This is a genomic window from Pseudomonas sp. (assembly GCF_026224925.1).
In the GTDB taxonomy this organism is placed as follows: Bacteria; Pseudomonadota; Gammaproteobacteria; order Pseudomonadales; family Pseudomonadaceae; genus Aquipseudomonas.
In genome coordinates, this window is record NZ_JAMFRV010000251.1 from 1 (window position 1) to 26,476 (window position 26,476).

Annotated in this window: 20 protein-coding genes; 6 read left to right on the top strand and 14 right to left on the bottom strand. The window is 56.5% G+C overall.

Annotated features, from left to right (window positions below; all coding sequences use genetic code 11):
• The 3 genes from M0974_RS10930 to hpnI all read right to left on the bottom strand — a co-directional run.
• Nucleotides 1–203, bottom strand: a 203-nt coding sequence (locus tag M0974_RS10930) for a ChbG/HpnK family deacetylase (protein ID WP_297836130.1), incomplete at its 3' end; no start/stop codon positions are given.
• Nucleotides 204–207: 4 nt separating this feature from the next.
• Nucleotides 208–1,635 carry a hopanoid biosynthesis associated radical SAM protein HpnJ gene (hpnJ, locus tag M0974_RS10935; protein WP_297836132.1) on the bottom strand — a complete coding sequence of 476 codons (1,428 nt, stop codon included), beginning with the start codon at nucleotides 1,633–1,635 and terminating at the stop codon, nucleotides 208–210.
• A gap of 83 nt (nucleotides 1,636–1,718) precedes the next feature.
• Nucleotides 1,719–2,882: a bacteriohopanetetrol glucosamine biosynthesis glycosyltransferase HpnI gene (hpnI, locus tag M0974_RS10940; protein ID WP_297836134.1), complete on the bottom strand. Its 1,164-nt coding sequence runs from the start codon at nucleotides 2,880–2,882 to the stop codon at nucleotides 1,719–1,721.
• Nucleotides 2,883–3,038: 156 nt separating this feature from the next.
• Here hpnI and idi point away from each other — a divergent pair, with 156 nt between their 5' ends.
• The 4 genes from idi (at nucleotide 3,039) to dxs (ending at nucleotide 7,840) form a co-directional block, all read left to right on the top strand.
• Nucleotides 3,039–3,635 carry an isopentenyl-diphosphate Delta-isomerase gene (gene idi, locus M0974_RS10945; protein ID WP_297836136.1) on the top strand — a complete coding sequence of 199 codons (597 nt, stop codon included), beginning with the start codon at nucleotides 3,039–3,041 and terminating at the stop codon, nucleotides 3,633–3,635.
• A gap of 134 nt (nucleotides 3,636–3,769) precedes the next feature.
• On the top strand, nucleotides 3,770–4,894 hold the full coding sequence (gene hpnH / locus M0974_RS10950) for an adenosyl-hopene transferase HpnH (RefSeq protein WP_297836137.1): 1,125 nt from the start codon (nucleotides 3,770–3,772) through the stop codon (nucleotides 4,892–4,894).
• 83 nt (nucleotides 4,895–4,977) lie between these two features.
• Nucleotides 4,978–5,865, top strand: coding sequence for a (2E,6E)-farnesyl diphosphate synthase (gene ispA, locus M0974_RS10955; RefSeq protein WP_297836139.1), 888 nt, complete (start codon nucleotides 4,978–4,980; stop codon nucleotides 5,863–5,865).
• Between the two features lie 46 nt (nucleotides 5,866–5,911).
• The gene (gene dxs / locus M0974_RS10960) at nucleotides 5,912–7,840 is read left to right on the top strand and encodes a 1-deoxy-D-xylulose-5-phosphate synthase (RefSeq protein ID WP_297836141.1); all 1,929 of its coding nucleotides are present in this window, start codon (nucleotides 5,912–5,914) and stop codon (nucleotides 7,838–7,840) included.
• Here the strand turns inward: dxs and M0974_RS10965 are convergent.
• The 8 genes from M0974_RS10965 to M0974_RS11000 form a co-directional block, all read right to left on the bottom strand.
• On the bottom strand, nucleotides 7,833–8,129 hold the full coding sequence (locus tag M0974_RS10965; protein WP_297836143.1) for a LysR family transcriptional regulator: 297 nt from the start codon (nucleotides 8,127–8,129) through the stop codon (nucleotides 7,833–7,835). The genes dxs and M0974_RS10965 overlap by 8 nt on opposite strands.
• A gap of 137 nt (nucleotides 8,130–8,266) precedes the next feature.
• A complete protein-coding gene (xylB, locus tag M0974_RS10970; RefSeq protein WP_297836145.1) occupies nucleotides 8,267–9,751 on the bottom strand; it encodes a xylulokinase in 1,485 nt (494 codons plus the stop codon).
• Entirely contained in the window at nucleotides 9,748–10,749 is a 1,002-nt protein-coding gene (locus M0974_RS10975) for a LacI family DNA-binding transcriptional regulator (RefSeq protein WP_297836146.1), read from the bottom strand. The genes xylB and M0974_RS10975 overlap by 4 nt, the downstream gene beginning before the upstream one ends.
• Before the next feature lie 62 nt (nucleotides 10,750–10,811).
• Nucleotides 10,812–11,753 carry an ABC transporter substrate-binding protein gene (locus tag M0974_RS10980; protein WP_297836148.1) on the bottom strand — a complete coding sequence of 314 codons (942 nt, stop codon included), beginning with the start codon at nucleotides 11,751–11,753 and terminating at the stop codon, nucleotides 10,812–10,814.
• A gap of 43 nt (nucleotides 11,754–11,796) precedes the next feature.
• The gene (locus tag M0974_RS10985; protein ID WP_297836166.1) at nucleotides 11,797–12,789 is read right to left on the bottom strand and encodes a ribose ABC transporter permease; all 993 of its coding nucleotides are present in this window, start codon (nucleotides 12,787–12,789) and stop codon (nucleotides 11,797–11,799) included.
• A gap of 68 nt (nucleotides 12,790–12,857) precedes the next feature.
• A complete protein-coding gene (locus M0974_RS10990; RefSeq protein ID WP_297836150.1) occupies nucleotides 12,858–14,402 on the bottom strand; it encodes a sugar ABC transporter ATP-binding protein in 1,545 nt (514 codons plus the stop codon).
• Between the two features lie 297 nt (nucleotides 14,403–14,699).
• Nucleotides 14,700–16,058, bottom strand: a complete 1,359-nt coding sequence (locus tag M0974_RS10995; RefSeq protein ID WP_297836152.1) for a carbohydrate porin — start codon at nucleotides 16,056–16,058, stop codon at nucleotides 14,700–14,702.
• A 340-nt stretch (nucleotides 16,059–16,398) separates the two neighbouring features.
• Nucleotides 16,399–18,021, bottom strand: a complete 1,623-nt coding sequence (locus M0974_RS11000) for a methyl-accepting chemotaxis protein (RefSeq protein ID WP_297836154.1) — start codon at nucleotides 18,019–18,021, stop codon at nucleotides 16,399–16,401.
• A 411-nt stretch (nucleotides 18,022–18,432) separates the two neighbouring features.
• Between M0974_RS11000 and M0974_RS11005 the strand changes: the two genes are divergently transcribed.
• Both M0974_RS11005 and M0974_RS11010 read left to right on the top strand, forming a co-directional pair.
• Nucleotides 18,433–19,698, top strand: a complete 1,266-nt coding sequence (locus M0974_RS11005) for an MFS transporter (protein WP_297836156.1) — start codon at nucleotides 18,433–18,435, stop codon at nucleotides 19,696–19,698.
• Between the two features lie 38 nt (nucleotides 19,699–19,736).
• Nucleotides 19,737–20,711, top strand: coding sequence for an isoaspartyl peptidase/L-asparaginase family protein (locus M0974_RS11010; RefSeq protein WP_297836158.1), 975 nt, complete (start codon nucleotides 19,737–19,739; stop codon nucleotides 20,709–20,711).
• Between the two features lie 339 nt (nucleotides 20,712–21,050).
• Here M0974_RS11010 and M0974_RS11015 read toward each other — a convergent pair whose 3' ends face one another.
• Genes M0974_RS11015 through M0974_RS11025 form a run of 3 tightly spaced genes read right to left on the bottom strand, consistent with a single transcriptional unit; the run spans nucleotide 21,051 to nucleotide 26,366 of the window.
• The gene (locus M0974_RS11015) at nucleotides 21,051–22,118 is read right to left on the bottom strand and encodes a hypothetical protein (protein WP_297836160.1); all 1,068 of its coding nucleotides are present in this window, start codon (nucleotides 22,116–22,118) and stop codon (nucleotides 21,051–21,053) included.
• Complete coding sequence (locus M0974_RS11020; RefSeq protein WP_297836162.1) at nucleotides 22,115–25,813, bottom strand: hypothetical protein; 3,699 nt, start codon at nucleotides 25,811–25,813, stop codon at nucleotides 22,115–22,117. The genes M0974_RS11015 and M0974_RS11020 overlap by 4 nt, the downstream gene beginning before the upstream one ends.
• 1 nt (nucleotide 25,814) lies before the next feature.
• Nucleotides 25,815–26,366: a DUF4123 domain-containing protein gene (locus M0974_RS11025; RefSeq protein WP_297836164.1), complete on the bottom strand. Its 552-nt coding sequence runs from the start codon at nucleotides 26,364–26,366 to the stop codon at nucleotides 25,815–25,817.
• Nucleotides 26,367–26,476: the final 110 nt, after the last annotated feature.

A 26,476-nucleotide genomic window follows, 5' to 3' on the forward strand; every position in this document is an offset into this window, starting at 1 on the left:
CCAACCGCCAAACCGGGCATTCGCCGCGCGCGCTCCACAGCATCGGCCGCTGCGGGTGCAGCCACCATCAAGCTGGCCGCTCGCAAAACCCCCGAACGATATGCTTGTTCTACCGCTTGGTTGACCGCTTGATGAAGACCGAAGTCATCAGCGGTCACGATCAAGCGCGGTTTCGCCCTACTGGCAAATATTGCGTCAAGCATCGGGTCAAGCCTCGTGCTCGCGCAAGAATCGGAAAAACTCCACGCCTTCACGCAGGCGGCGCTTGGTCATTTCCCAGCTGCCGAGCATCTCCCTGACGATTTCCCAAATCTTCGAGGGGCGGAAATAGAAGCTCCGGTAAAAGGTTTCGATGCCGTGGAAAATGTCCTCCCGCGACAAGTGCGGATAGCTGATCAGAGCCAGTTGCACGCCTTTGTCATTCACCAGGTTGATATCCAAGTTGGGCTGTAACCAGCCATTCTCAACCGCCTGCTTGTACATCTGCGTACCCGGATATGGCGCGGCCAGCGAGACTTGAACCGTGTGCGGGTTGATCTCTTTGGCGAAGGCGATGGTCTTGGCGATGGTTTCTTTGGTCTCGCCCGGCAGTCCAAGGATGAATGTGCCGTGCACCTGAATGCCCAGCTTGCGGCAGTTCTTGGTGAAGGTGCGGGCAATGTCAGTGCGCAGTCCCTTCTTGATGTTATGCAAGATCTGATCGTCGCCGGACTCATAACCCACCAGCAGTAAGCGCAGACCATTTTCTTTCATGATTTTCAGCGATTCATAGGGCACGTTAGCCTTGGCGTTGCAGCTCCACGTCCAGCCCAGCGCGTGTAACCCGTGGGCGATTTCGTGTACGCGGTCCATCTGTGAACTGTCGGTAAACGTGTCATCGTCGAACATCAGCTCCTTGACCTCGGGCATGTTCTGCTTGATCCACTTTGCCTCGGCAATCACGTTGGCCGCCGAGCGCACCCGATAACGGTGCCCGCCAACCGTCTGCGGCCATAGGCAAAAAGTGCATTTTGAGCGACAACCACGGCCAGTGTAAATCGACACGTACGGGTGTTTGAGGTAACCGATGAAGTAGCGATCGATTTTCAAATCACGCTTGTAGACCGGAGCCACAAAGGGCAGCTCGTCCATGTTCTCGATCATCGAGCGTGGCGGGTTGTGCTGAACGCGGCCGTCCGCAAGCGTGTAACTAATCCCTGCGACGTCCTTGAGCGGACGGCCCTCGGCAATTTCTTTGCAGGTAAAGTCGAATTCTTCACGCGCGACAAAATCGATGGCCGCTGATGCGGTCAGTGAGTCAGTGGGATCGACCGCGACTTTGGCCCCGATCATCCCGATCAGAATCTCTGGACGCCGAGCCTTCAGCAGTTCAGCAAACTTCGCGTCGGTGGGGAACGATGGCGTGCTGGTGTGAATGATCACCAACTCGTACTCAGCGGCGATGTTCAATGTGTCTTCCACCGACAGCTCTTCAACCGGGGCGTCCAACAACCGCGAGCCGGGTACCAACGCGGCAGGTTGGGCCAGCCAGGTTGGGTACCAGAAGCTTTTGATTTCGCGCTTGGCCTGGTAACGCGAACCGGCACCGCCGTCGAAACCGTCGAAGGACGGCGCTTGCAGAAAGAGTGTCTTCATAGGACTACTAGCTCCAACGGCCAAGCGGCCGAGATACGCTAATTGCCAGCCAACACGCCATAACGTCTTAACGTCTTAACGTCTTAACGATGGTGTATTGGTCCGTTTTTATCTGCGTGTAGAACCTGACCACGCCACTTCACTTGCCAGCCGGTCAACGCCACGGCCCATTCAAACAACAGCAACAGATCACGAAACGGTGTCAGTAACAATCCGTACCTTGGCATCAACTGGGGACCGTCAGCACGGATCAGAAAAAACCGCAGCATTCGGGCGCCAAGCGCGATGGCCACCAGCACACCGCTGAATACTGAGGGCGCCAAAGCCAGGCCGAGTAGCGACACCGGCCACGTAAAACAGACGAAGCTCATGGCAAACCCCAGCGGTGCAATTGAGCGAATCGTCCGTAACCAACGCAGTTCGTGCGCCCATAAACCAGTCAGACCACGCTCGTTCACATCAGTGCCAACCATAAGATCTGATAACACAGTACGCAACCCGGCGCGGCGCGTCAGTTCACCCAACCAGTAGTCATCGGCCAAGGTATCGCGCAGCTTTTCCAAGCCGCCAACCGCCTGCAGCGCGTCGTGGCGCAGCGCGATGGTCGAGCCAAAAGCAAACCGGGTCGAGCCCAAAACATGCGACAGACGGACGGAAGGCGCAAACCAGTCATCGATAAACAGGCAACCCATGGACGACCAAAATCCGTCGTTAGGTACGCCGTGATAAAGACAGGTAACGATGCCGACCTCTGGATCTGCCAGCGGCGCAGTGACTCGTGACAAGTAGTCCGTTGGCACGCTGATGTCGCTATCGGCCAATACCAACCATTCGCATCGGACCAATGGCAACATATTCAACAAATTGCTGACTTTGAGGTTCGCGCCATACACCTGCGTATTGATCACCAGATCAATGCACACGTTTGGAAATGCCCCGCGCAACCGCTGAACCACTGCAACGGCCGGGTCTTGCGGATCACGCACACCCACTATCAATTGGTAATGCGGGTACGTCTGTTGGCAAAAACCACGGAGGTTCTCATACAGGTTCGGTTCGGCCCCGTGCAGCGGTTTTAGCACGCTCACCGGCCGCATTTGCTCGTTGACATCGGGCGACGGAACCGGGCGGCGGTGCGCGCTGATGAGTACCGCGACCACCGACGCCAGCGCATACCCCGCGCACACCGTAGTCAGTAAAGTGCCGAAGTAAAACGCGAACACGCTGATGAACTCATAGGTCGACATGCAGGGATGGCCCGCCTTGCAGAACATGACTTACAGAACATAGACCGGATACCGCATTCTTGCTGCAGCACTCTCGTCGATATCCATAGAAGCTATTGCGCAGTGAAAATTCTGCACTACAGTGCAGGTACATGAGATCGAGAAAGGGGGTTGATCTTGACTACTCAAAAAGCAAACGATCGCCTATGGCAGCACTCCAACAAAGTAGTATCTTTCAATGACGAACCGTTGGTGCTGGTCGATCAGTTTGATCAGGAGATAGGCTTTCTCGACAAGGAATCCGCGCATTTGGGACAAGGGGTGTTGCATCGGGCCTTTTCGTTGCTGGTGTTCAATCAGAGAGGTGAACTGTTATTGCAGCAACGTGCGGCGGGTAAACGCCTATGGCCGGGCTATTGGTCCAATACCTGTTGCAGCCATCCGCGACGCGGCGAGTCATTGGAGGTCGCGATTGAACGGCGTCTTGGTGAAGAACTCGGCATGACCTGCACTGCGCAATTTATGTTCAAGTTCAAATACCAGGCGCAATTCGATGCGCAAGGTGCCGAGCATGAATTGTGCTGGGTGTACGCAGGACACAGTGACGACGCCCCGATCCTCAATCTGAATGAAGTCGCGGCATTGCGTTACGTGTCCCCGCAAGCGCTGGACCTGGAAATAGCCGAGCAGCCCCAGATATTTACCCCGTGGTTCAAGACAGAATGGGAACGCCTGCGCAGGGAACATAGCGCACTGTTCGAGGTCGTTTCTTAGTAATGACTACTGATCCGTTTGCCTACGCGTAGGTGGCATGTAGTGGACCAGATGGATTAGCCGGTTTACGGCTCCCGATAACTATTTGCCGTGCGCCCATATTCGCAGTGCAGACAGATAAATGGAGGCCCCCCTTGGGCATTCCCCTTGTTCAACAGGTCAAAATCGCCACTTACATTCTCGGCAAAAAATTGCGCGGCCAGCATCGATACCCGCTGGCGATGATGCTGGAGCCGTTGTTTCAGTGCAATTTGGCCTGCTCCGGTTGCGGCAAAATCGACCATCCCAAGGATATTTTACAGACGCGCATGAGCGTAGAAGATGCTTTGCGCGCCGTAGACGAGTGCGACGCGCCGGTAGTGTCGATTCCCGGCGGCGAACCGCTGATTCACAAGGAAATGCCGCAGATTGTGCGCGGTATCGTTGCGCGCAAGAAGTTCGTTTACTTGTGCACCAATGCCATTTTGCTGGCCAAACACATCGACGACTATGAGCCGTCACCGTACTTCACTTGGTCGATCCATCTGGATGGTTTGCAGCAGCGCCATGATCAATCGGTGTGCATGGAAGGCGTGTTCGACAAGGCTGTCGAGGCAATCAAATTGGCGCTGTCACGTGGCTATCGGGTGACCATCAACTGCACCTTGTTCAATCAGGAACCGCCGGACGAGGTTGCGGATTTTTTCGATTACGCCACAGCCTTGGGCATCGAAGGCATTACCGTCTCACCGGGCTACAGCTATCAGCACGCACCCCGTCAGGATGTCTTTCTGGGCCGCACCGAGAGCAAAACCCTATTTCGTGAAGTGTTCAAGCGTGGCAAACACCGCAAAAGCAAATGGGTATTCAATCAGTCGTCCATGTTTCTCGACTTTCTCGCAGGCAATCAGCGATATCAATGCACGCCTTGGTCCAACCCAACCTACAACATTTTTGGCTGGCAGAGGCCTTGCTACCTGTTAGTAGACGAAGGTTATGCGCCAAGCTATCAGGCATTGATGGACGATACACAATGGGAAAATTACGGCGTTGGGGTCAATCCCAAGTGCGATAACTGCATGGCCCATTGCGGCTTCGAAGGCAGTGCCGTCAACGATACGTTCGCTCACCCATTGAAAGCCTTGCGCGTTGCTTTGTTGGGCCCGCGAACGGATGGTTCCATGGCCGCGGACCTTCCGGTGCTGTACCAACGTGTCGATCCCAACGCTGCACGCATTCCGGTGCGCATGCTCCCGGAGCACAATAACGGTGAGGGCTGATGGAATGCCCCGTTTGCGGAGAATCTAAACAATCCGGCCTTGCGAGCACGCTCTCCAATACTCCATCGACGCGGAGACTCAGCATGATTTTGACCTACCAGAAGCAATGCAAGGCGCGCGTTGACGCCGCCCTGGAATCAGTCCTGCATCCACCGTGTGAAGAGTTGCAGCGACTCTATCAAGCCATGCGCTACAGCGTGCTGAACGGAGGGAAACGCGTTCGACCATTATTGGTGTATGCCGCATGCGAAGCGTTGGGGGGCGATGCCGCGCTCGCTGATGGTGCCGCCTGCGCCGTAGAGCTGATACATGCGTACTCGTTGGTTCATGATGATTTGCCGGCGATGGACGATGACGACCTGCGTCGCGGCCAACCCACCACGCACAAAGCCTTTGATGAGGCCAATGCAATTCTCGCTGGAGACGGCCTGCAAGCACTGGCCTTCGAAGTGCTCGCCGACGCTCGCTACACCCAACAAAATCCGCAGCTGCGCTTGCAAATGGTGTGCATCCTGGCGCACGCCGCGGGCCCTGCTGGCATGGTCGGCGGCCAAGCCATTGACCTCGAAGCAGTCGGCCACCAGCTCACGCAAGCGGCTCTTGAAAAAATGGATCGCCACAAAACCGGCGCGCTGATCGAAGCCAGCGTGCAGTTAGGGGCCCTCGCCAGCGGCAAGGCCGATGCCGACTCGCTGCAGGCGTTGCGTGCGTATGCACGGGCGGTCGGCTTGGCTTTCCAGGTACAGGACGACATTCTCGACGTCGAAAGCGATACCGCGACCCTCGGCAAGCGCCAAGGCGCAGACATTGCCCATGACAAGCCGACCTACCCCGCTCTGCTCGGCCTTGAGGAGGCCAAGGCCTATGCACACAATTTGTGTGATCAGGCGCTCGACGCATTGCGTCCATTCGGCGCTGTCGCCGAACCGCTGCGTGCGCTTGCCCTCTACATCATCGAGCGGCGCCACTAAATACGACGGCGTCTACGATGGGCTGTGTCCGCAAGAGGATGGTCCGATGTCCAAGACATTCCACGAGATTCCGCATCTGCGCCCCGCCACTCCGATACTGGACCGCGCTGGGACGCCTGGCGAATTGCGTTTGATCAGCGAGTTAGAGCTTGAACAATTGGCTGATGAACTGCGTGAGGAACTGCTGTATTTCGTCGGCCTCACCGGCGGCCACTTCGGTGCCGGACTCGGTGTGATCGAGCTGACGGTGGCCTTGCATTACGTCTTCAACACCCCGGATGATCGCCTGGTGTGGGACGTCGGCCATCAAGCCTACCCGCACAAAATCCTCACCGGTCGACGAGGGCAAATGCATACCATGCGCCAGAAGCACGGGATAGCGGCCTTCCCGCGTCGTACCGAGAGCGAGTACGACACCTTCGGCGTAGGCCACTCCAGCACGTCAATCAGCGCCGCCCTGGGCATGTCCATCGCTGCACGTGCAAAGGGTGAAAAGCGCAAGCACATCGCAGTGATTGGCGATGGTGCGTTGACCGCCGGTATAGCGTTCGAAGCGCTCAATCATGCTGCGGACGTTCATGCCGATATGTTGGTGGTCCTCAACGACAACGACATGTCGATTTCCAATAATGTCGGCGGCATGTCCAATTATCTGGCGAAGATCCTTTCAAGTCGCAGCTACGCCAATCTGCGCGAGGGCAGCAAAAGCATTCTGTCGCGTCTGCCGGGAGCATGGGAAATTGCGCGACGCACCGAACAAATTGCCAAAGATATTCTAGTGCCCGGCAGCGTATTCGAGGAGCTTGGCTGGAACTACATCGGCCCCATCGACGGCCATGACCTACCGAGCCTTCTGGATAATTTGCGCCAGATAGGCGAGCTCAAAGGGCCGCAATTTCTGCACGTTATTACTCGCAAAGGTAAGGGTTTTTCACCTGCCGAGGCCGATCCAATCGGCTATCACGCTATCAGCAAGCGCGAGCCAATAGCGGCGCCGCCGCCAAAGAAGTCCGACGGGCCTAAGTACTCCACGGTCTTTGGTCAGTGGTTGTGCGACATGGCCGCCGCTGATCCACGCCTGACCGGCATTACACCGGCCATGAAAGAAGGCTCGGATCTGGTCGCCTTCAGCGCTCGCTACCCAGAACGCTATTTCGACGCCGCTATCGCCGAACAACACTCGGTGACCTTGGCTGCGGGCATGGCCTGCGCAGGCTTGAAGCCAGTGGTTGCGATCTATTCGACCTTCCTGCAGCGTGCCTATGATCAATTGATCCACGATGTCGCGCTGCAAAATCTTGACGTGCTGTTCGCGATCGACCGCGCCGGTCTGGTGGGCGAAGATGGTCCGACTCACGCGGGTAGCTTTGACCTGTCTTATCTGTGCTGCATCCCCAACATGCTGATCATGACCCCCAGTGATGAAAATGAGCTACGGCGCATGCTGAGCACCGGGTACGCCTATGCAGGCCCGGCGGCGGTGCGGTATCCCCGCGGCTGTGGACCCAATGCAACCATCGAGTCCGGCCTTGAGCCCCTCGATATCGGCAAAGGTGTGGTGCGTCGTACAGGTCAACAGGTGGCACTGTTGGTATTCGGTGCGCAGTTGGCGGAAGCATTGCTGGTCGCCGAAGCACTGGATGCCACCGTGGCCGACATGCGTTTCGTCAAACCCCTGGACGCGGCATTGATACGTGAATTGGCCAACACTCACGAGCTGTTGGTGACTGTGGAAGAAAACAGCATCCAGGGCGGTGCAGGCAGCGCAGTGGCGTTGTTTCTCTCCAACGAAAATCTGGTGATGCCGGTGCTCCATCTCGGATTGCCGGATCGCTATGTGGAACCCGCCAAACCAGCCGAGATGCTCGCCGAATGCGGACTCGACGCCGCGGGCATAGAAGCCGCGGTGCGTCGACGCCTAGCGTTGGTTCGCAAAATTTGCGCTACGCCACGAATTGCGATAGGGCTCAAGTAAACCCGTGGGGCATTTCGCCGCTGATAACAGCGCCAATAATGCTCATTGCTGGCAGCAACGCAGTGGCAATCTCAATCGCCCTGCTCGTTGGCCGCATCCCTCTTCCCTCGCGAAAAAACAGGGGATCATCAAAACAGTTCCGCAACCTTACCAGTGAGCCACTGACCGCAGGCTGCCGAACATTCAGATACTTAGCCGCTTTGGAGACGCTTCCTTCGCGAAACATCACCATAAAAACCACTAATAAGTTGAGGTCAATACCTGCAAATTTATGCTCGTCGATATTCATCGATAGAACCCCGAAAGGCTGAAAATTTAGGAATAATGATCGTTTGCTCGCCGAATCTTTAATTTGCGAAGATCGATAGGCTGCTATGCATATTACACGCAGTAGCCTATGACCGGCTCAGTTATTTCGCGCTCCCCTCACCCATGCAACGCTTTCGCCGCCGGCAACAATCCGCGAAACATCTGATGGCGCTGCTTCAGCACACCCTGTTGCTCAACCTTCGGCCAATATCGCGCCTTAACCGGCATGCCCGCCTGCAGTAAATCCTCGCCCTGCCCGTTCGCTAAAAATCCCAACTTGGCAGCGCCAATACACGCGCTGAGGTCACTGCCTTGCAGCGTATAGATTTCCCGATCAAGAATATTGGCTAGCAACTGCGCCCAGTAATCACTGCGCGCACCACCTCCCACCAATGCGCACGCATCCACCTGTGCCCCAGCAGACTGCACTGCGTTCATCGCATCCAGCAAACCGAAACCGACCCCTTCCAGTACCGCATAACCCAGCATGGCCGGTGAGCAGTCGTGCCCAAGATTCATGAAGCCTCCGCGTAACAGAGGATCGTTGTGTGGGGTTCGTTCGCCTGCGATATAAGGCAGGAAAAGTGGATATGAGAGCGGCACCGACTGATCCACCGGCACAAGCGTCTGCACCTGCAGCAACAAGCTTTGCTCATCGGGGAAGCCTACTAACTGCGTCACCCAACGCAAGCAGCTGGCGCCGGCCAGCATGGCGCCCATGGTGTACCAACGGTCCGGTATGGCATGACAAAAGGTGTGCACCGCATGCGCGGGATTACCGGCGACGTGATCGGTGATCGCCACAATCGCGGCACTGGTGCCCAAGGTGATGAATGCGTCGCCGGCATTGATCGCGCCGATTCCCACCGCCGAAACCGGGTTGTCTCCCCCGCCACCCGCAATCACCAGCCCAACCGACAAGCCCAGACGCTGCGCTGCAGCCTCATTCAACTCGCTCGACACAGCGCCGCCTTCAACCAAGCGCGGCATTTGACCCATTTCAAGCCCAGTTGCACGCACGATCGGTTCAAACCAGTCGCGCTTGGCCACATCCAGCCACAGCGTACCCGCAGCGTCCGAGACATCGCTGATGCGCTTGTCGGTGAGCCGTAAGCGCAGGTAATCCTTGGGCGACAGCACGCAATCAATCTCGCTGAATACCTCTGGCTCATGCTGTTTTAGCCACAGCAATTTAGGCGCAGTCAGTCCGGCCATTGGCAGACTGCCAGTAACCTCAGCAAATTCAGGGTGCTCGCGCGCCAGTTGCTCGGCCTGAGCTGTCGCCCGTGAGTCATCCCACAGAATCGCCGGGTACAGAACACGGTCGTCATCGCCAAGCAGCACCGCGCCGTGCATCTGCCCGGACAGCCCAATGCAGGCAATGCGCGAATAAGCATCCGGTTGACGCAGGCGCAGTTGATCCAATGCATTCAGACAGGCTTGCCACCAATCCTCAGGATGTTGTTCGGACCAACCGGTGTGCGCGCGGAGGATTTTCAGTTTAGCCCCGGCATGGGCCAACACTGTGCCGTGGGCGTCCAACAGTACGGCTTTTAGTTCCGAGGTACCAAGATCAATCCCGAGGGAGACAGCGATGCTCATAGACACCCACATGAATTTCGAACGCGTAACGTTGGCGCCAAACGCACCGTTTGCCGCTTACCCTCAGGCGACTCGATGCGTTTAAGCAGTAATTTCACCGCTCGCGCGCCCAATGCCTCTACCGGTTGCGCGATTACGGTCAGGCGTGGGACAAAAAAATCCGCCCAGTCAAAGTCATCAAACCCCACCAGCGCCATCTGCCCGGGCACCGCAAGATCCGCATCGCGCAGGGCGTGCATGGCACCGATGGTCATCATGTTGTTAGCAGCCATAATCGCCGTGGGTGGTGAAGCCAGCGTCATCAATTGCTGCGTAGCCAGTCGCGCAGGTTCGCTGCTCGACTCGCCATTCACCAGCAATTGCGGATCAAATGGCAAACCTGCTGCACTCAACGCAGCCCTATAACCTTCGATACGTTCTTGCGTGGTGCTGAACCCTCGACGACCGGCGACCAGTCCGATTCGTCGATGGCCATGCTCAATCAAATGCGTAACCAAAGCCTGAGAAGAGTGTTTGTTCTCGACACCTACCTGATCGAAATCCTTCGCGGCCAGCCTGTCCACCAGCACCGTCGGTATTTGGTTAGCCCGCAGATACGCCAGGGTTTGTTGCTGTTTATTGTCCATTGATGGTGCCAGCAAGATGCCGTCGACCCGTCGATGGTGCAGCGCTCTCACCACGCGCAATTCCTGCTCGGGATCATCGTGAGTGTCCACGTACAACATCATGATTCCGTGCTTGGCGCATTCAGTTTCGATGGCGTGCACCGTCTCGCTGAAGTAATGGTTAGAAAGCGCCGAGATTGCCACACCAATGGTATTGGTCGTCGACCGGGCCAACGACCGGGCCAATGTATTGGGAATGTAATCCAGTTGCTTGATCGCCATTTCGACGGCAAGCACGGTGCTCGGACTGACCTTGCGCGTGCCGTTCAGCACGTGAGAAACCGTTGAAGTCGATACGTTGGCCAGTTGCGCCACATCATCCATCGTAACCACTGCGATCACTCCGCCCCGTGCTTCACATTAAACGAGTCTTGTTAGCCAAGACCCACTACTCGTTAGTGCTGAGTCCAACCGGTGTAAGAAGCAATGTTGTCACGGGTGATCAAGGTCGGCGCAAGCAGTTTGACCTTGTCCGCCGGTGGCTTGCCGTTGAGCAGGTCATAACCGATGGTCACCGCATCCTGCGCTTGAGCCCACGGGTCCTGACTGGCCGATGCCTGGATAGAAGAACCAGCAGACTTCAACGCACCTTCGATGTCCGGCGCACCGTCGACCGAAGTAATAATAATGCCGCTGCGTTTCAGTTGCTTGGCCGCCAGATCGCTGCCAATGGCCTGAGGATCATTGATCGTGAACAACCCATCGATTTTAGGGAACCGCACCAGATAACCCTGCATCGCATTCAAGCCACCTTCGCGAGAGCCCTTGCCGTCCTGATCGTCTGACAACACCTTGATCCCCGGCGCTGCCGCTAACACCGTTTTACAACCATGAACCCGGTCAGTAACGGCGGTTACTTGCGGGCCGTTCTGGATGATCACGTTACCTTTGCCGGACAACTTGTCGACGATGAACTGACATGCCAGGCGTCCGGCCAGATCGTTATCGGTCTGTACCGTCGCATCAACGCCCTTGGCATCCACGTCGACAGCTACCACGACGATGCCGGCCTTGCGCGCTTTACGGATCGCAGGCTCGATGGCGGCTGGGTCGGTGGCATTCAACAGGATCAAATCGACACCCGCCGAAATGAAGTTATCGATCTGGGTGAATTGTTTGCTGAGGTCGTAGTCCGCCGAGACCGCAGTCACCTTGACCTTTGGGTTGATCTGCGTCGCTTTTGCCTTGGCGCCGTCCACCAGTGCGACAAAGTACGGATTACCCAACGAACCGACGGTGATGCCTACCGCGTTTAAATCCCGGGCCTCCACACCCGCAGACAAGGTCGCGGCCAATAACAGCGAAGCAACGGCAGGAAACTTGAGCTTGAAGTTCATGGCTTATCTCTTGTGGTTATTGTGATAGAGCTAGATTCCAGAATCAGGTCCGCGCACCGGATTGGCGATAACGATCCAGCGCCACGGCGCCGATTATCACGATGCCTTTGATGATGTATTGCCAGATGTCAGACACGCCCATCAGCACCAGGCCGTTGGTCAGCACAGCAATGATCAAGGCACCGATCAGCGTGCCGCCGATGGTCCCCACCCCGCCGGTAAAACTGGTGCCGCCGAGAATCACCGCAGCAATTGCGTCGAGTTCGTAAGATTGGCCCAATTGCAGGCCGTTGGCCGCCGACAAGCGTGACGCAGTCATTACCGCTCCCAAGCCAGCCAATGCACCGGACACCGCGTACACAAACAGCAGCACCCGCCAGACTTTAATACCCGACAAGCGCGCAGCCTCTGGGTTGCCGCCCACCGAGTAGATGTGCACGCCCATCACCGTACGCCGCAAAATGAACCACGACAACGCCACGACACACACCGCAATGATCACCAACCACGGCACGCCGAGGACCGAATCGTTACCGATGAACGCGAATGGCAAATCCGGGTTGAACACGGTTTTGTCGTCCGCCATCAGCCGAGCCAGGCCGCGCATCGCAGTCAGCGCGCCGAGGGTCACGATGAATGGCGGCAAACGCATGAACGCAATGAGTCCACCGTTAGCGAGACCCAATAACAAACCGAAACCGACCCCGGCGACGATGCCCAGCATGCCAAACTGCGGCGATGTCGAGACCAGCATCGCCACCACTGCTGACGCCGCCAGAATCGCGCCTACCGACAGGTCAATCCCGGCAGTGAGGATCACAAAGGTCATGCCCGCAGCCAGCACCACATTGACCGATGCCTGCTGACTAATGATCGACAGATTCTGCACGGTAAAGAAGTTTTCGCTCATCAGGGCAAAGCCCACCAGCAGCAAAATCAGCACTGGCAACATGCCCACCGTACGCAGCAGTTCACGCACTTTCTCGCCTCTACCAACCGCCACTACAGCACCGGTATTGGTGACTGGCACTCCCATGGCATCGGTCTTCTCAGTTTTCTCATTCATGGCGGTCGTACCTTGAGTGCTTGGTCAGAGTCATCGGATCAGGCGGCGTGTATCTCAGCCTGCTCAGCCCCGGTGGCGAGATCGATGATTGTTTCCTGCGTAATCTCACGCCCGGAGGTACCGCCCAACTCCGCCACCAACTGGCCCTCGCGCATGATCAATACGCGGTCGGAGGTGCCGATGATTTCCGGCAGTTCACTGGAGATCAGCACAATGCCAACCCCGGCTTTGGCCAGTTCATTGATGATCCGGTAAATCTCTGATTTCGAACCAATGTCGACGCCACGGGTGGGTTCGTCGAGGATAAGTACGTGCGGTTTGACTTCCAGTAGACGTGCCAACAGGACCTTCTGTTGGTTGCCCCCGGACAAGGCGCCAACATTGACCTTGCCCGAGCCAACCCGGATCGACAGCGAGCGAATGGCGTCGTTCGAGCGTTGCGCACCGTGCTCTAGGTCCAGCACCCCGTAATGGGCATCGGGCACGCAAGCGCAGACATTGATGTTGCCGCGAACGCTCATGTCGAGAAACAGCCCTTGGGCTTTACGGTCCTCGGTGAGGTACACCACCCCAGCACGGATCGCATCGGCGGGGTCACGCAGCTGCGCGACGGCCTGCCCCGCCACTTCCAGCGTGCCGGACGTTCGCGGGTCGGCGCCAAAGATCAACCGCGCCAATTCAGTCCGTCCAGCGCCCACCAGTCCGGCAATACCCAGCACTTCACCCGCATGGACATCAAAGCTGCAACTGCGCACTCGCCCACCATCGGCCATGTCGCGTACACGCATCACCACCGCGCCGGGATCGTACGGCGCGTGTTCTTTCTTGTAGAAGCCAGACAAGTCGCGGCCGACCATCATCTTCACCAGCACTTCGGCAGACAGCGCCTCGCGTTCGAGCACGCCGACGTATTCACCGTCGCGCAGCACCGAGACTCGGTCCGACAATTCGTAAATTTCAGCCATGCGATGGCTGATATAGATAATTGCCAGGCCCTGCGTGCGCAGTTGCTTGATCAGGTCGAACAGCCGGTCAGTCTCCCTGGACGATAACGGCGTAGTGGGTTCATCCATGACCAGAATTTTTGCGTTGGCGTGCAGCGCTCGGGCGATTTCCACCAGTTGCCGCTCGGCAATGGAAAGCGCGCTGACTTTAGTCAGCGGCGTGAACTGGGCACCTAGCCGTTTCAGCACATCGACGCAGCCGTTTTGCATTGCCTTGCGGTCGGTGGTCCAGCCAGCACGCAATTCACGGCCGAGGTAAATATTCTCGGCAACACTCAGGTTCGGGCACAGGCTCAACTCTTGATAGATGACTGCAATGCCGTGCTCTTTGGCTGTGAGTGGGTTGTAGGTGGCGAGCGTTTGACCATTGATGCGGATTTCACCACCAGGGTCGGCCTGATAGGCGCCAGAGAGGATTTTCATCAACGTCGATTTGCCTGCACCGTTCTCGCCCATCAGCGAGTGAACCTCTCCCGGATAGACTTTCAAGCTGACGCTTTTCAAAACGCGCAAACCGTTGAACGTCTTAGAGATACCGTGCATTTCCAAAAGCGCTGGTGTTGCAGACGAGGGCGTCATGGGCGCGCCCGCGACTGAAACGTCGTGGGCGGATTTTGAAAGGGGCAAAACAAAAACGGGATTAACTGACCAGGCACGCTGTTCATTTTTATCCTCACGCATTTTTATTTTTATCGTGGGCCTGCGCCGAAAGTGGGGCCCCGGCGCGACCTGATTGCAATCGACTCTAGTCAGATAAATTCATTTACGCAAGCGCTTGCGCAAGCACTTGCGAGGTCAACAAATAGTTAAATTTATTTGGGGTTTCCACATTGTCTGTAGGGCCAACGTGTCGGCTCCTACAGATAATCTTGCAAATTAAAACGTCGACTGCACCTGAAGTCCCGCCACGACCCCGTTCTGCACTTCCCTTACGCCACCCGGATGGGCGATGTATTGCAGGTTGGGCCTGACGTTCAACCAATGGGTGACTTGCACGCCATAGTTAAGCTCGACGTTGTACTCAGTGTGTTGTTCTGGCACGTAGTCGGCGTCGTCATAGCTAAGGCCACTGGCTTCGTTGGCGGCTTTGGCGTTGCGCAGGTAGAGGTTGCTGGCGTGTAGACGAGCAACACCGAAGCCCAGCGTGTCTGTAGGACGGGCGTCGAAGGGGCCGGTGTAAACCAGGCTGACTTTTTGATAGCTGTCTATCGGGGTGGTGGCGCGGTCATAAAAGCTGGTGTTAGCGGAGATCGTCAGACCGCGTGAGGCATCGCCATCAACGGTGGTGAGCTGCTGCTTGCCGGTCAGCCACCAGCCATGACGGCTGCTGTCGCGGCGGTAGTCTTCGCCGGATAAAGCGGCCGGTTGGTTGTTGGCATCTTTGTAGACATCGTCGGTGTTGGCCGTGCTGTAGTAATAACCAAGGTGGTATTCGCCTGGCAGATTGTTAACGGTCGGTGCCCAAACCAGCTCCACCGGTATCAATGCACCCGTGGTACCCGCGCCATTCAGCTTGAAGCCGTTGTCATTTTCCAGATTGGACGGATTAACGTCAAACACACCGACTTGCGCGTACACCGAGTCTGTCAGTTTGTATTTGACCCGAGCGGCCCATACGCTGATTGGGCTGTTGTAGATGCTGTCGACATAGTTACCTGGTTGCGAGCCACAGAACGCCAAGTTCTGGAACAGGCAATCCTCGACGCCGAATTCATCACTGAAGGCGAAACGGCCAGCCTTGATATTAAGCGCGCTGTCCAACCAACCTTTGCTCAACCACAACTCGCTGAGACGAGTGACGCTGCCCGTGCCCTGCACTTCTTGCGTGGCAGAAAAACTGCTCGCGCGCGGGTCGTTCAGGTTATCAGTATTAAGGTTGTCGCCGTTGCGGTTGGTGACCTGGATCATGAACTGGGTGTCGTCCCAACCCATCAGCTTCTGCAGATCAACCGTTGCACCCAAGGTGAACTGGTCGGCATAGCGGGTAGTGTGATGCTTATCGTAACCTCCGCGTAGGTTTGAGGCCGACTCACCGGTGTACCCCATCTGGACGTCGACACCTTTTTCGAGCCACTCGGTGCGTAAGCCACCCCAGTCGCCGGTCATCCACTGTGAATCAGCTGAAAATGCGTCTTGCGCCTGAGCGCTGACCGCCCAGCTGGACGCTGCACAGAATGAGATAAGCAAGCCAAAAACCTGCGTCGGTTGCAGGTGGCGAGTAGTTGATCGAAACATTTATTTTTCCTGTTTTCTATGGCGCAACGACGGCCGGAGAATTCCTCGACGTCGATACTTTCCTGAAATGCATTCGGCTGATGGAAGCGAGGGCAGAGCCGAAGCGCGACAACGTTACAATATAACGCCATCCTTTTCAAAGAAGAATGTTTCCCATTAAACAGTTCTCACCGCCCTGTGCGTTTCTGCTATCACTGCTAGCCAGGCGCTAAACGATTCTAAGGCAGCACTCAACCGAGGGGATGCACCCCTGAGGAGCTAAAGGTCTGGGCAGACATCGAAGCGTTGAAGGCCGAAGCCGTGGCATCAAGGATTTGATGCCTGGCCGGCTGTAATGGCGTTAGACGGTAAACTTCATCACCAACGCATTCAGTTCGGTGGCCAGCCGTGACAACTCATGGCTGGCTGTTGAAGTTTGCTCTGCGGCAGTTGATGAGTGGGCAGAAAGGTCGCGAATGCTCATCAGGTTCTGGTCCACCGACCTGGCAACTTGGGCCTGTTGTTCCGAAGCAGTGGCAATCAGCATGTTTCGGTCACTGATATTGATAATCGCCGCAGCGATTTCCACCAGCGCGGCACCGGCCTCATGGGCGATCAGCAATGTGCTGTCCGCCTCTGTTCTGGTCTGGACCATAGACGATACGGCATGCTGTGAGCCTTCCTGAACACCCTTGATGATCTGCTCTATTTCCAGGGTTGATTGTTGAGTTCGGTGAGCCAGGGCACGGACCTCATCGGCCACGACTGCAAACCCCCGGCCCTGATCACCCGCCCTTGCAGCTTCGATAGCTGCGTTCAGGGCCAGCAAATTTGTCTGCTCGGCAATCGACCGGATCACCTCCAACACCTTGCTAATGCTTTGCGCTGAATGCGCCAGCTTTTCGACTTGCTGGCTGGTTGCATTGACAGTTGCGTTCAGGCCTTCAATGGAAGTGATGGTCTTGGCTACGCGTTCGCGGCCACGTTGAGTGGAGCGCTCTGAATCCTGGGTGGAGACTGATGCCGCCGACGCATTGCGGGCCACCTCTTCCACAGCCGCTGTCATCTGGTTGACCGCCGTCGCAGCTTGGTCCGTCTCCAGGCTTTGCTGCTGAATGCCTCGGTTGGATTCCTCGGTGACTTGGCTCATCTCCTCCGCCGCACAGGCCAGCTGAGTTGAAGAACTGCCTATCAGCCTGACGGTGCTTCGCAGATTACCGAGCATTGCTGCGGTTGCGATCTGCAATTCAGTGATTTCATCTTTGCCGTCTATCGAAATGTCCCGACGAAGATCATTGTTGGAGATTTCTTTGCTCGCGTCGACCAACGCCCTCAATGGCGCGGAGATACTTTTGGTGAAGATGATCGCCAGTACAATGGTGGCAAGGATCGAACACAGCAACAGTACAACCGCGTACAAAACACCGCTGTCGTAAGCCGCTCGGGATTTGATACTCGACTCCAACGCACTCTGCTCATTGATCTTGATCAACTGATCCGCGTACGCCTGCATTTCCTTGGAAAGCGGGATGATGTGGATGTTTATATAGGCGAGCGTCTCGGTCAATGAAAGCGCATCACCCGCGTCCACTACGGTCTTGAGTTGGTCGCTGTAAGGACCTAGATCATTGGCCAGCGCTTGATAAACGTTGCGTTCTTGCTCACCGGAAACCAGCTTTGCATAGCCGTTGATATCAGCTTTCATAGCGTCTTGATACTTTCCAAGACTGGCCAGGAAATCTTTCCTTTCTGTATCACTGGCTGTGATCAGCTTGAACGTTTCCAGGCGCATTCGTAACAACGAGGTGGCGATGACGCCCGCTTGCCTGACACTGGGCATCGAGTTTTCCTCGATATCGGCAGTCAATGCTTGCATTTGCCGCATATTCCACATCGATATGCCACTTGAAACCGTCATCAATACAATAACGACCAGAAAAAAAAGCCCCGCACGAGTTCCTATCTTCACACCTCGAATCGTCATGAGCGACTACCTTTCTTATTGTTGATACGGGCAACAGTGCGCCGTTTGCATAGTGCCATTGAGGCCGGACGGCGTGTGAATAATTTGTTCAACGACCCACGATATATAAAAAAAGTTAGTTGCTTAGCTAACGAACAGTGCCAACATAAACCGTACTGACAAAAACATTGGCTTCATCTTGTCTCGTCCATGAGTGTCATTTTCGGGACGGCGGTGAATGTGCGTACAGGTAAATTAAACAGTTACGGGTAATGCAGAACCGCACATAAACGTACAACATCACATCCATTCGCACAGGTGATGCCTTGCGTTTCAACCGGCTCTCTTTGCGGGTGAAACTTAACCCTTGGCAATCAGTCATCCACACTGTTATCCCTACACTCTGTGGGTGGCGGCAAACGAGATGGGCTCTTGGACACTTCATCAGATAGACGTAACAACTTCTCACTGGACGGGCTGAACTTCTTTCTTGCCGATGTCCGTGACGGCCTGGGCCCTTATCTGGCCATTTATCTGCTGGCGGTTCATCACTGGGAGCCGGCCAGTATCGGTGTGGTCATGACCCTCGCCGGTATCGCCGCATTGATCACGCAAACTCCTGCCGGAGCATTGATCGATCGGGTACACAGCAAACGCGCAGTGATCGCCGTGGCAGCGCTGCTAGTGACCATCAGTTGCCTGCTGCTGCCTTTCATTACGTCATTCAGTCTGGTGGCGCTGACCCAGTCGATCAGCGCTGCTGCCGCTTCGGTATTCGCCCCAGGTATTGCCGCTATTTCGCTCGGCATTACGGGCCCCCGCGCCTTCACCCGCCGAACGGGACGCAACGAAACCTTCAACCACGCGGGTAACGCCTGCGCGGCATTGTTGGCCGGAGGATTCGCTTACCTCTTTGGCCCGGTTGCCGTGTTCTATTTGATGGCGACCATGGCCCTCGCCAGTGTCATCGCCATCAACTTCGTGTCGGCTGACGCCATTGATCACGACATCGCCAGGGGCTTCGATACGCATAAGCCAACCCATGCTGAACACCCATCCGGGCTGCGCTCACTGTTGAGCAACAAGCCCTTGCTGCTATTTGGTACCTGCTGTGCGTTGTTCCATTTGGCAAATGCGGCGATGTTGCCGTTGGTGAGCCAAAAGCTTTCATTGGTCAATTTGCAAATGGCCACACCGTTGACGTCGGCGTGCATCGTTGCTGCGCAACTGGTGATGGTCCCTGCGGCGTGGCTAGTCGGCACCAAGGCCGATCAATGGGGACGCAAACCGCTGCTGTTGGCCGGGTTCTTGATCCTGCCCATACGCGGAGTGCTGTATACCCTGTCAGACGACCCGTATTGGCTGGTCGCCATACAGATGCTCGACGGCGTCGGTGCAGGCCTGTTCGGCGCGCTGTTTCCGTTGGTGGTGAAAGACCTGACCCAAGGCACGGGACGTTTCAATGTCAGCCTCGGCGCACTCACCACTGTGTTTGGGCTCGGCGCCGCGCTGAGTAACAGCCTGGCTGGTTTCGTGGTTCAAGGCGCGGGTTACAGCGTGGCGTTTCTCACGCTTGCCGCCATTGCTGGTGGGGCGTTTGTGCTGTTGTGGGTGGCAATGCCAGAGACGTTGCGCGCAGGATCTTCAACGCACACAAATCCGCCCCTGATATGCTCGCCCAACCTGGATCAAGACTAGGCAATATCGACACCCATGAACAACGGGAGATCACCCCGATGCACGCACATAACATCCCGGTAGCGTTGGCATTGCATGGCGGTTGCGGCGTCATGGCGGAACATGAAATGAGCACGCGGGAATGGCAAGAAGCGCGCGATGCGTTGCAAGCCGCATTGACCGCTGGATGGCGCATTTTGCAACATCAGGGTTCCGCACTGGATGCAGTACAGGCTGCCGTGGTGGTGCTGGAAGACTCCATCTACTTTAATGCTGGCTACGGCGCCGCGCTGAACGCCGATGGCGAACATGAACTGGATGCCTCGATCATGGACGGCACGACGTTGGCGGCCGGGGCTGTGTGCGCTGCGCGGCATATTCGTAATCCGATTCTGGCTGCACGGTACTTGCTCGAAGGTGGTGACGCGGTGCTGTTGACTGGGGCCGGGGCGGATGCCTATGCGCAGCAACAACGGCTGGCCTGTGTGGAGAACCAATATTTCACCACCCCACGCCGGATTGAAGCCTTGAGCAAAATGCGTGAACACCAAGCAGCTGGTACCTTTAAAACTGCGCGTGAATCGGAGAAACATGGCACGGTCGGCGCTGTAGCGTTGGATAGCCTAGGCCACTTGGCTGCCGCTACCTCCACCGGGGGTTACACCAACAAACCGGTCGGCCGGATTGGCGATAGCCCAATAATTGGCGCAGGCACTTATGCCCGTGATGGCGTCTGCGCGGTCTCGGGAACCGGCCAAGGCGAACTGTTTATCCGACATGTTTTTGCCCACGACATCGCCGCCCGCATTCTCTACGGCAACGAAACCCTTGAGCATGCCGCGCAACACCTCATCATGGGTACATTTCATGAGCAAGGCATCGGTGCTGGCGCTGTCGCTATCGATGGCCAAGGCAACGTCAGCGCCCCCTTCAACACCCTCGGCATGTTTCGCGGCTGGGTGAACGCAGACGGCACTGGGGTGGTTGCCAGTCATCAGCAGGAATTCCCGTTTGTGTTGCCGTCCTTGGTGTGATCAAAAACCGCGCCTGGGGCAGGCATCGGAGACGGTGAAATCGTAAGCGTTCCGGGATGTATAAAAGAGCTTGGTTGCTTACGCTGGTCTTCATAGCCCTCCAGAAATTAGCTTTGGCATAGGCTAGGCCAAAGGCCTGAGGGGCCTTTGGTGGCGGCGCGGTGAATACCCAAGATGAACTGCCATCGCTCAATGTCAATTGTGCATGGACTTGCCATATTGCACGCATCGACACGGCATCGTTGGAGTGAGTTGTTTCAACGCGGACTCTGTGGGAGTTGGCTTGCCGACGAAAGCGCCAGTGCGGCCACCGCAGGTTTTCTGGTTGGTAACAAACGTTCAATCCACATACTCCACATACCGCGCCATCAAGTTCGGGCGGTGGAAGGTGTCGATTTCATCGATCTTGCCACGCATTTCGTAGAGCGCTTGGTCGAACGTGGTGTCATCCATGTCGATCCACAGTCGTGGATTGCGGCCGACTTTCCGGTCGTATTGCGCTGTCACTGGATCGAGATGACGGTATTGCTCGTAGCGCGGCAAGTCGGGCAGCGGGCGGCTGGTGTCCATGTAGTTTTGTATGAAGTCCCACAAGGCGCAGCACAACTGACCTTCGCCGGGGGCCAATAGAGGACGGAAACTGATGACGATGTCGCGGTAGCGATGGGCGATGTACAGCACATTCATCGACAGGCCCTGACGATCCGGGATAGTCGCAATGTAGGCGTCGAACTCGTAGAACGGCGCGGTCAGCTCACCGATGGTGCCGTTCTTTTTGTACTCGCCGTTGTTGTCGTAATCGAAGAGCGTGACGAGGCCGGTTCGGCGGTTGATTTCCCAGATTGGGCCTCGGGAGGGTTTGACCCAGAGGTGGGGGAAGTGGTAGATGACTATAGCGCCAAGCGCCCAACAGAAGAGAGGAACACCTAGCAGCCAAGAGAAAAGTCCTGAAAATAACCCACTAAACAGATCACTCCAAGATGCTTTTAAAGAAAGTCCAAGTACAACGAATGTAATGAGAATAGCCGGAAATAAAATGATGAAGAAACCTTTTCCAAGTACCAATAGGTATACCCAGAACTGGGACTTTTTCGACCATAGAGAAAATCTAAAATTTTCATGATTGTGCCGGTCATGAAAGTCCACGTGCTCATATGGAGCAGGCACATAAGTACCTAGAGTTAATTGCTCCATTTTTTTATGCTGGCCTGTTTCGACACGGCGCAGGTCTTCCGGTGCCGCCTCTATCAAAAAGTCATCCGGTGCGACTTCATGCGCCATCCCCCATGGCAAACGAGTTTTGGCAAAGCGCTTTATCCAAGAGCGCTCGGCCGATGGTTGTTGCCTGGGGATGCGATCTGCTCGATACGCCGTCGCCGCGTAGTAAGGCAAGTTGGGCGAGTTCATTTATCGCCCCGCGCTTTATGGGTGGTTTCATCCGCCCAGAACAGTTGTTCCACTTCCTTGAAGTTAGGTGTGGCGTGGGCCGAACTGAACGGGGTTGGGTCTTTAGGTTTTGGTGCGGGGAATACCCAGGATGAACTGCCATCGCTCAATGTCAGTTGTGCGCGGACTTGCCATACTGCACGCACCGACACAGCATCGTTGGAGTGAGTTGTTTCAGCGTACCTCTCCCACGGTGTCTCAATGAACATTTCCAATCCATTGCTTTCCCGCCGATAGGCACTTGGCTCTGTTTCGGGATATAGCTGGGTCTCTATGCGAGGCGGCCCGTCAAAGCGAGTCTGGAATCGACGAACCATCATCAGCGCACACGATGCTTTGGTGCTGAGGTCGCCCAGCCCAGTAAAAAGGCCGGGCAAGTTGCTTTCGATTCGAACGCGGGTATCGGCTGCACGCACACGCTTGGGTATTGGATTGTAGTGTTCATTGTAGGCCGGAAAGCTGTATTCCGGATTGCGTTCAACGGTGATGCGAATGTCGGCAATCAGGCTGACTAGGTAGTAAAAAGCCTGTTTGGGATCTTGCAGATGGGGCGCTCGGTCGTTATTTGGACCGAAAGGCCCCGCGCTGAGCCAATCTTCAATGGAGGTAGAGCTCAGCCAGTAAACCAGGCCCAGGCCAATGCTGATCAATATCAGGCTGATCCAGCTCATAGGCCCCAAACCAAGGAGCGTAGCTCCGCCAACCATGAGGCTACTTGCAATGCTGGTGAGCCCGCCTGCGGCCATCAGCAAATGGCCCCATATGGCATCGTCGCCCCATTGATAGGCATGCCAGGCGTCGTAAAGGTTGAGGCCAACGAAGATTGATCCGGCGGTTACTTGAGCAAGCAAGCGAGTGGATACTTTGTCGATCAGGCGTTTGGCTAGCTTTTCACCGAGTATCTGAGCACTAACAGTTTGGGGAATAACAAAAAGTGTTTTACGAGCGGCTGCCAGAATCGACTGACTACCAGAAAGTTTTACTGTCAATGCTTCCATGGCAATCACTAGATCCACCCCTGCACCTATGACGCCGCCAGCCGCCCTCGTCCGTCCTTTCTCACGTGCGGTAGCGCTCCGTGCCTCCAACTCATTCCTCAAATTCCAAACCTCCAACATCCCCACCATCGCCGCAAACGGTGTGGAGTTCAGCGCCTTGTACATCCACTCGCTCTTCAACGCTTTCTGGTGTTTAACCGCATCCCCAAGTGCATGGCCCTTGACCTTCTCCTGCTCAGCCATATTCTCCTGCCACGCGGCATTGACTCTCTGGTTAATACCGCTAACCAACTGTGCAATCCGGTGATCCTTGGGCATGGCCATTACGATGGTGTTGGCGTGAAAGCCGCCCCCTGTGCGCAAGTGTTGTGATTCGACCATCGACAACCCTGAAGCGGATCGATAATCAAGCTCCGGCCTGCGCAAGCGCTCCGGAATTTTCGGCAGGTCGGTCAAGCCAAAGACGTACAGGTTTTTGTTTCTGGCCTCTTGGTGGGTAATGAACTGCACCGGGCCAAAGCTACCAGGCAACATGCTGCGCAGTTGCGCCATGGCGCGTTTTTGCTGGTTCAGGTTGATCGCTGGGGTTGGTGGCTTGCCGGATATCCGAACATTTTTGGCCGCTTGCACCGCTCGTTCTGCCGTTTCCACCGAGCCTTGCAGGTTTTCAAAGAAACTGCCCAGCGCCGCGGCCACCGCTTTGAGGGTGCCGGTGAGGGTGTTGTTGAACGAACCACTTCCCACTAAACCTGCCAGTAGATAAGCGTCCAGTGTGTTGATCTGCTTCGGGTCAATGACGTCACAACTGATGGCGCCCAGCAGTGCGTTCGGTCGAAACAGACCATCGCCACCGTTGATGTCTGCCACGGTGGGTTGAACATAAGGCGCGCCCATGTCTTGGGACTCAAGCGCCGGCCATAACATCCGATGCAGCGGATGGGTTTCGTCATTGGCAACATGGTTAATTAGTCGTTGTCCGTCGCTGGGGTCTGTGCTGCCTGTGCTGACACCTTTCACTGCATCGCCAATCGCACCATTGACGGCTAGGGGGTCGGTCTGAGAGGGCCGAGTCGCCAAGCTGGCAAACAGCTGGCTGACGAAGTGCGCGGCAGCAACGTAGTCAAAGCCTTCTATGCTCAGGTGATCAGCAACGGTCTGTTGAGTTCGGCGTGTGGTCAGGCAGTCGCTCAGCAGTGCCTGGCTCAACTCCAGAGATTGCCAGACTTGCTGGCGTTCACTGCTGGCGGTGAACCGGTTAATGTCGAGCCGGCCTTGTAGTTTCAATGCACTAAGCTGCTTATGCATCGGGTTAACGCCGCCGCCCACGGTGGGTGGTACCACCAGTTGTTGCACAAGCAAGGCACTGGCGTGATGCGCGTAGCGGCTGGCGCGGGCGGCACATAACTGCAATAGATGCTGTTGTTCGCTGATCCGGGTGTGCAGGTGACGCAGCCGGTAGTGTGGGTCTTGCAGCATAACGCCGTACAAATTGCGTTGGCGCGCGCGGTGCAGCACATCCGGGACTGCAGGTTGTTCGTGCCAGAGTTCGTCGCCGGCCTGCGGCGTACACAGCTGTCCCATCCAATGCGCCCACGCGCCGGTTTCGATGGAAGCCGCTTGGTATGCCGAGTCACCGCGCTCACAGCGGGTGACGTGGGCATGCGCTTCGCTCAGCGCGAAAACCGGAAATTGCCCACTCAGGTCGCACAGGTAGCGTGCCGGTTGGTCGAGTAGCCATTCATAACCCGGCTGTCGTGCCCGTTGTGGCGCAACCATACTGACCGGAAAAGCTTGCATGTCGTAGTTGAGCCAACTGACGTGAGCTGCGGCCGCCGCCGATTGAGGGGCAAGATCGTGGGCGGTCAGTGCACCAAATGCCTCAAGCATTGCAGTGCCGTCAGGTTTATTACGAAATAGCCGCTTGAACGTTGCAAGAGAGCTTCGCAGGTTCGGACTTTGGCAACGTTGCCGACGCAGCACCGAGTCGTTTTCCAGGCAGCGCAGTCGCGGCCCGGATAACTGGATTTCGCTGAAGCACAACTGCGGCACTACCGGCAGGTCATTCCAACTGGATGGCAGCCAGATATCCTCCAGTGCTTGCCCGGTGGCGAGCCGTGGCCCCGGATCAATATGGTCGCCGAACCGATAACGGTTGAAATCGACGTCGTGATAAGCGGTCTGCTCATCCTCGACTCGCACTTCCAGTTCACGCCACACCCGACCGTCGAGAAACACGTAAATAAAACCCGCGCGGCACATGACCGGGGTGCCTTTGTCTTGGGTGTTATTGGTGCCGGGCAGCGCGACAAACGGCACCACTGGGACGATCTGATTCCACTGGCCATCGAACTCGCGAGTGGTGATCGAGACCTCGGGAAGCGGTACGCGGATCGGTGGGCCCTCGACGCTGGCGATTTCCAGCCACAGGCGGTGTTTGAAGGTGCTGGACCAGCTCCAGACGTGAAGGGCGCTGCTCAGTAGAGAATCGCCCGTCAGACGTTCAGGACGGTCCGAGTCGGTCAGGGCATCTAGACGGCGTAGGCTGTCATGCTCATAAAAGGCCAGCCGCTGAGTGTCCGGGTGATCGTTGCCAGTGACCTGGACGATCAGCTTGTTGATTTCGCAGCAAGGGCCGCGGCTCAGTTTGCTTTGCGTCATATCAGGACTCCTGTCCGTTGGGCATCAATGGTGAAAGCGTCTGCTCAAGGGCCTGGCTCTGTTCAAGACTGATGGACAACAGAGGCTTGGTAGCGATCGGAAGCCAGGAAGCAGCAGTGGGGTTGTCAAGGGTTTGCCAGTTGGTGTCACTGGTCGAGTGCCACTGCAGGCGGCTGATCGGTCCCAGCCAGTCGGCGAGGTTTTCATGGGTACACGCGGAAAAAATCGGACCCGCTACCTTGGGATTCCAGTAGTGCAGCATGCCTCGTCGGGTCTGTTCGAAACGGACGATGAGGAGGTGTCGCAGGTGTGCAAGCAACGCATCGCGGGAATGCTCGCTTTCAATCAACAGGCCAGGCCAATCAGTGGGTGCCTGACGTACTAACTGTGAGAGTGTTTGTGCGCTGTCATCGGCCACCAGCAGAGGGCTGAACTCTGCGTAGACGGCCAGTTCTGTCGAATCAAACAGCGGCACGAAGTCTGGGTGATCGACGTGTCGAAATAGCTCAGCCAGCAGCTGTTCTTTAGGTTCCAGTAGCATCCAGACGCTCATGAGCGGACTCCCTGGCTCACGGCCTCGCGACAAGGGCAATCCGCAAGCGGGCAATCCATCGGCGTGCCGTCTTTGGGCTTCTGGCACAATTCAATAATCGCGTCGCCCGC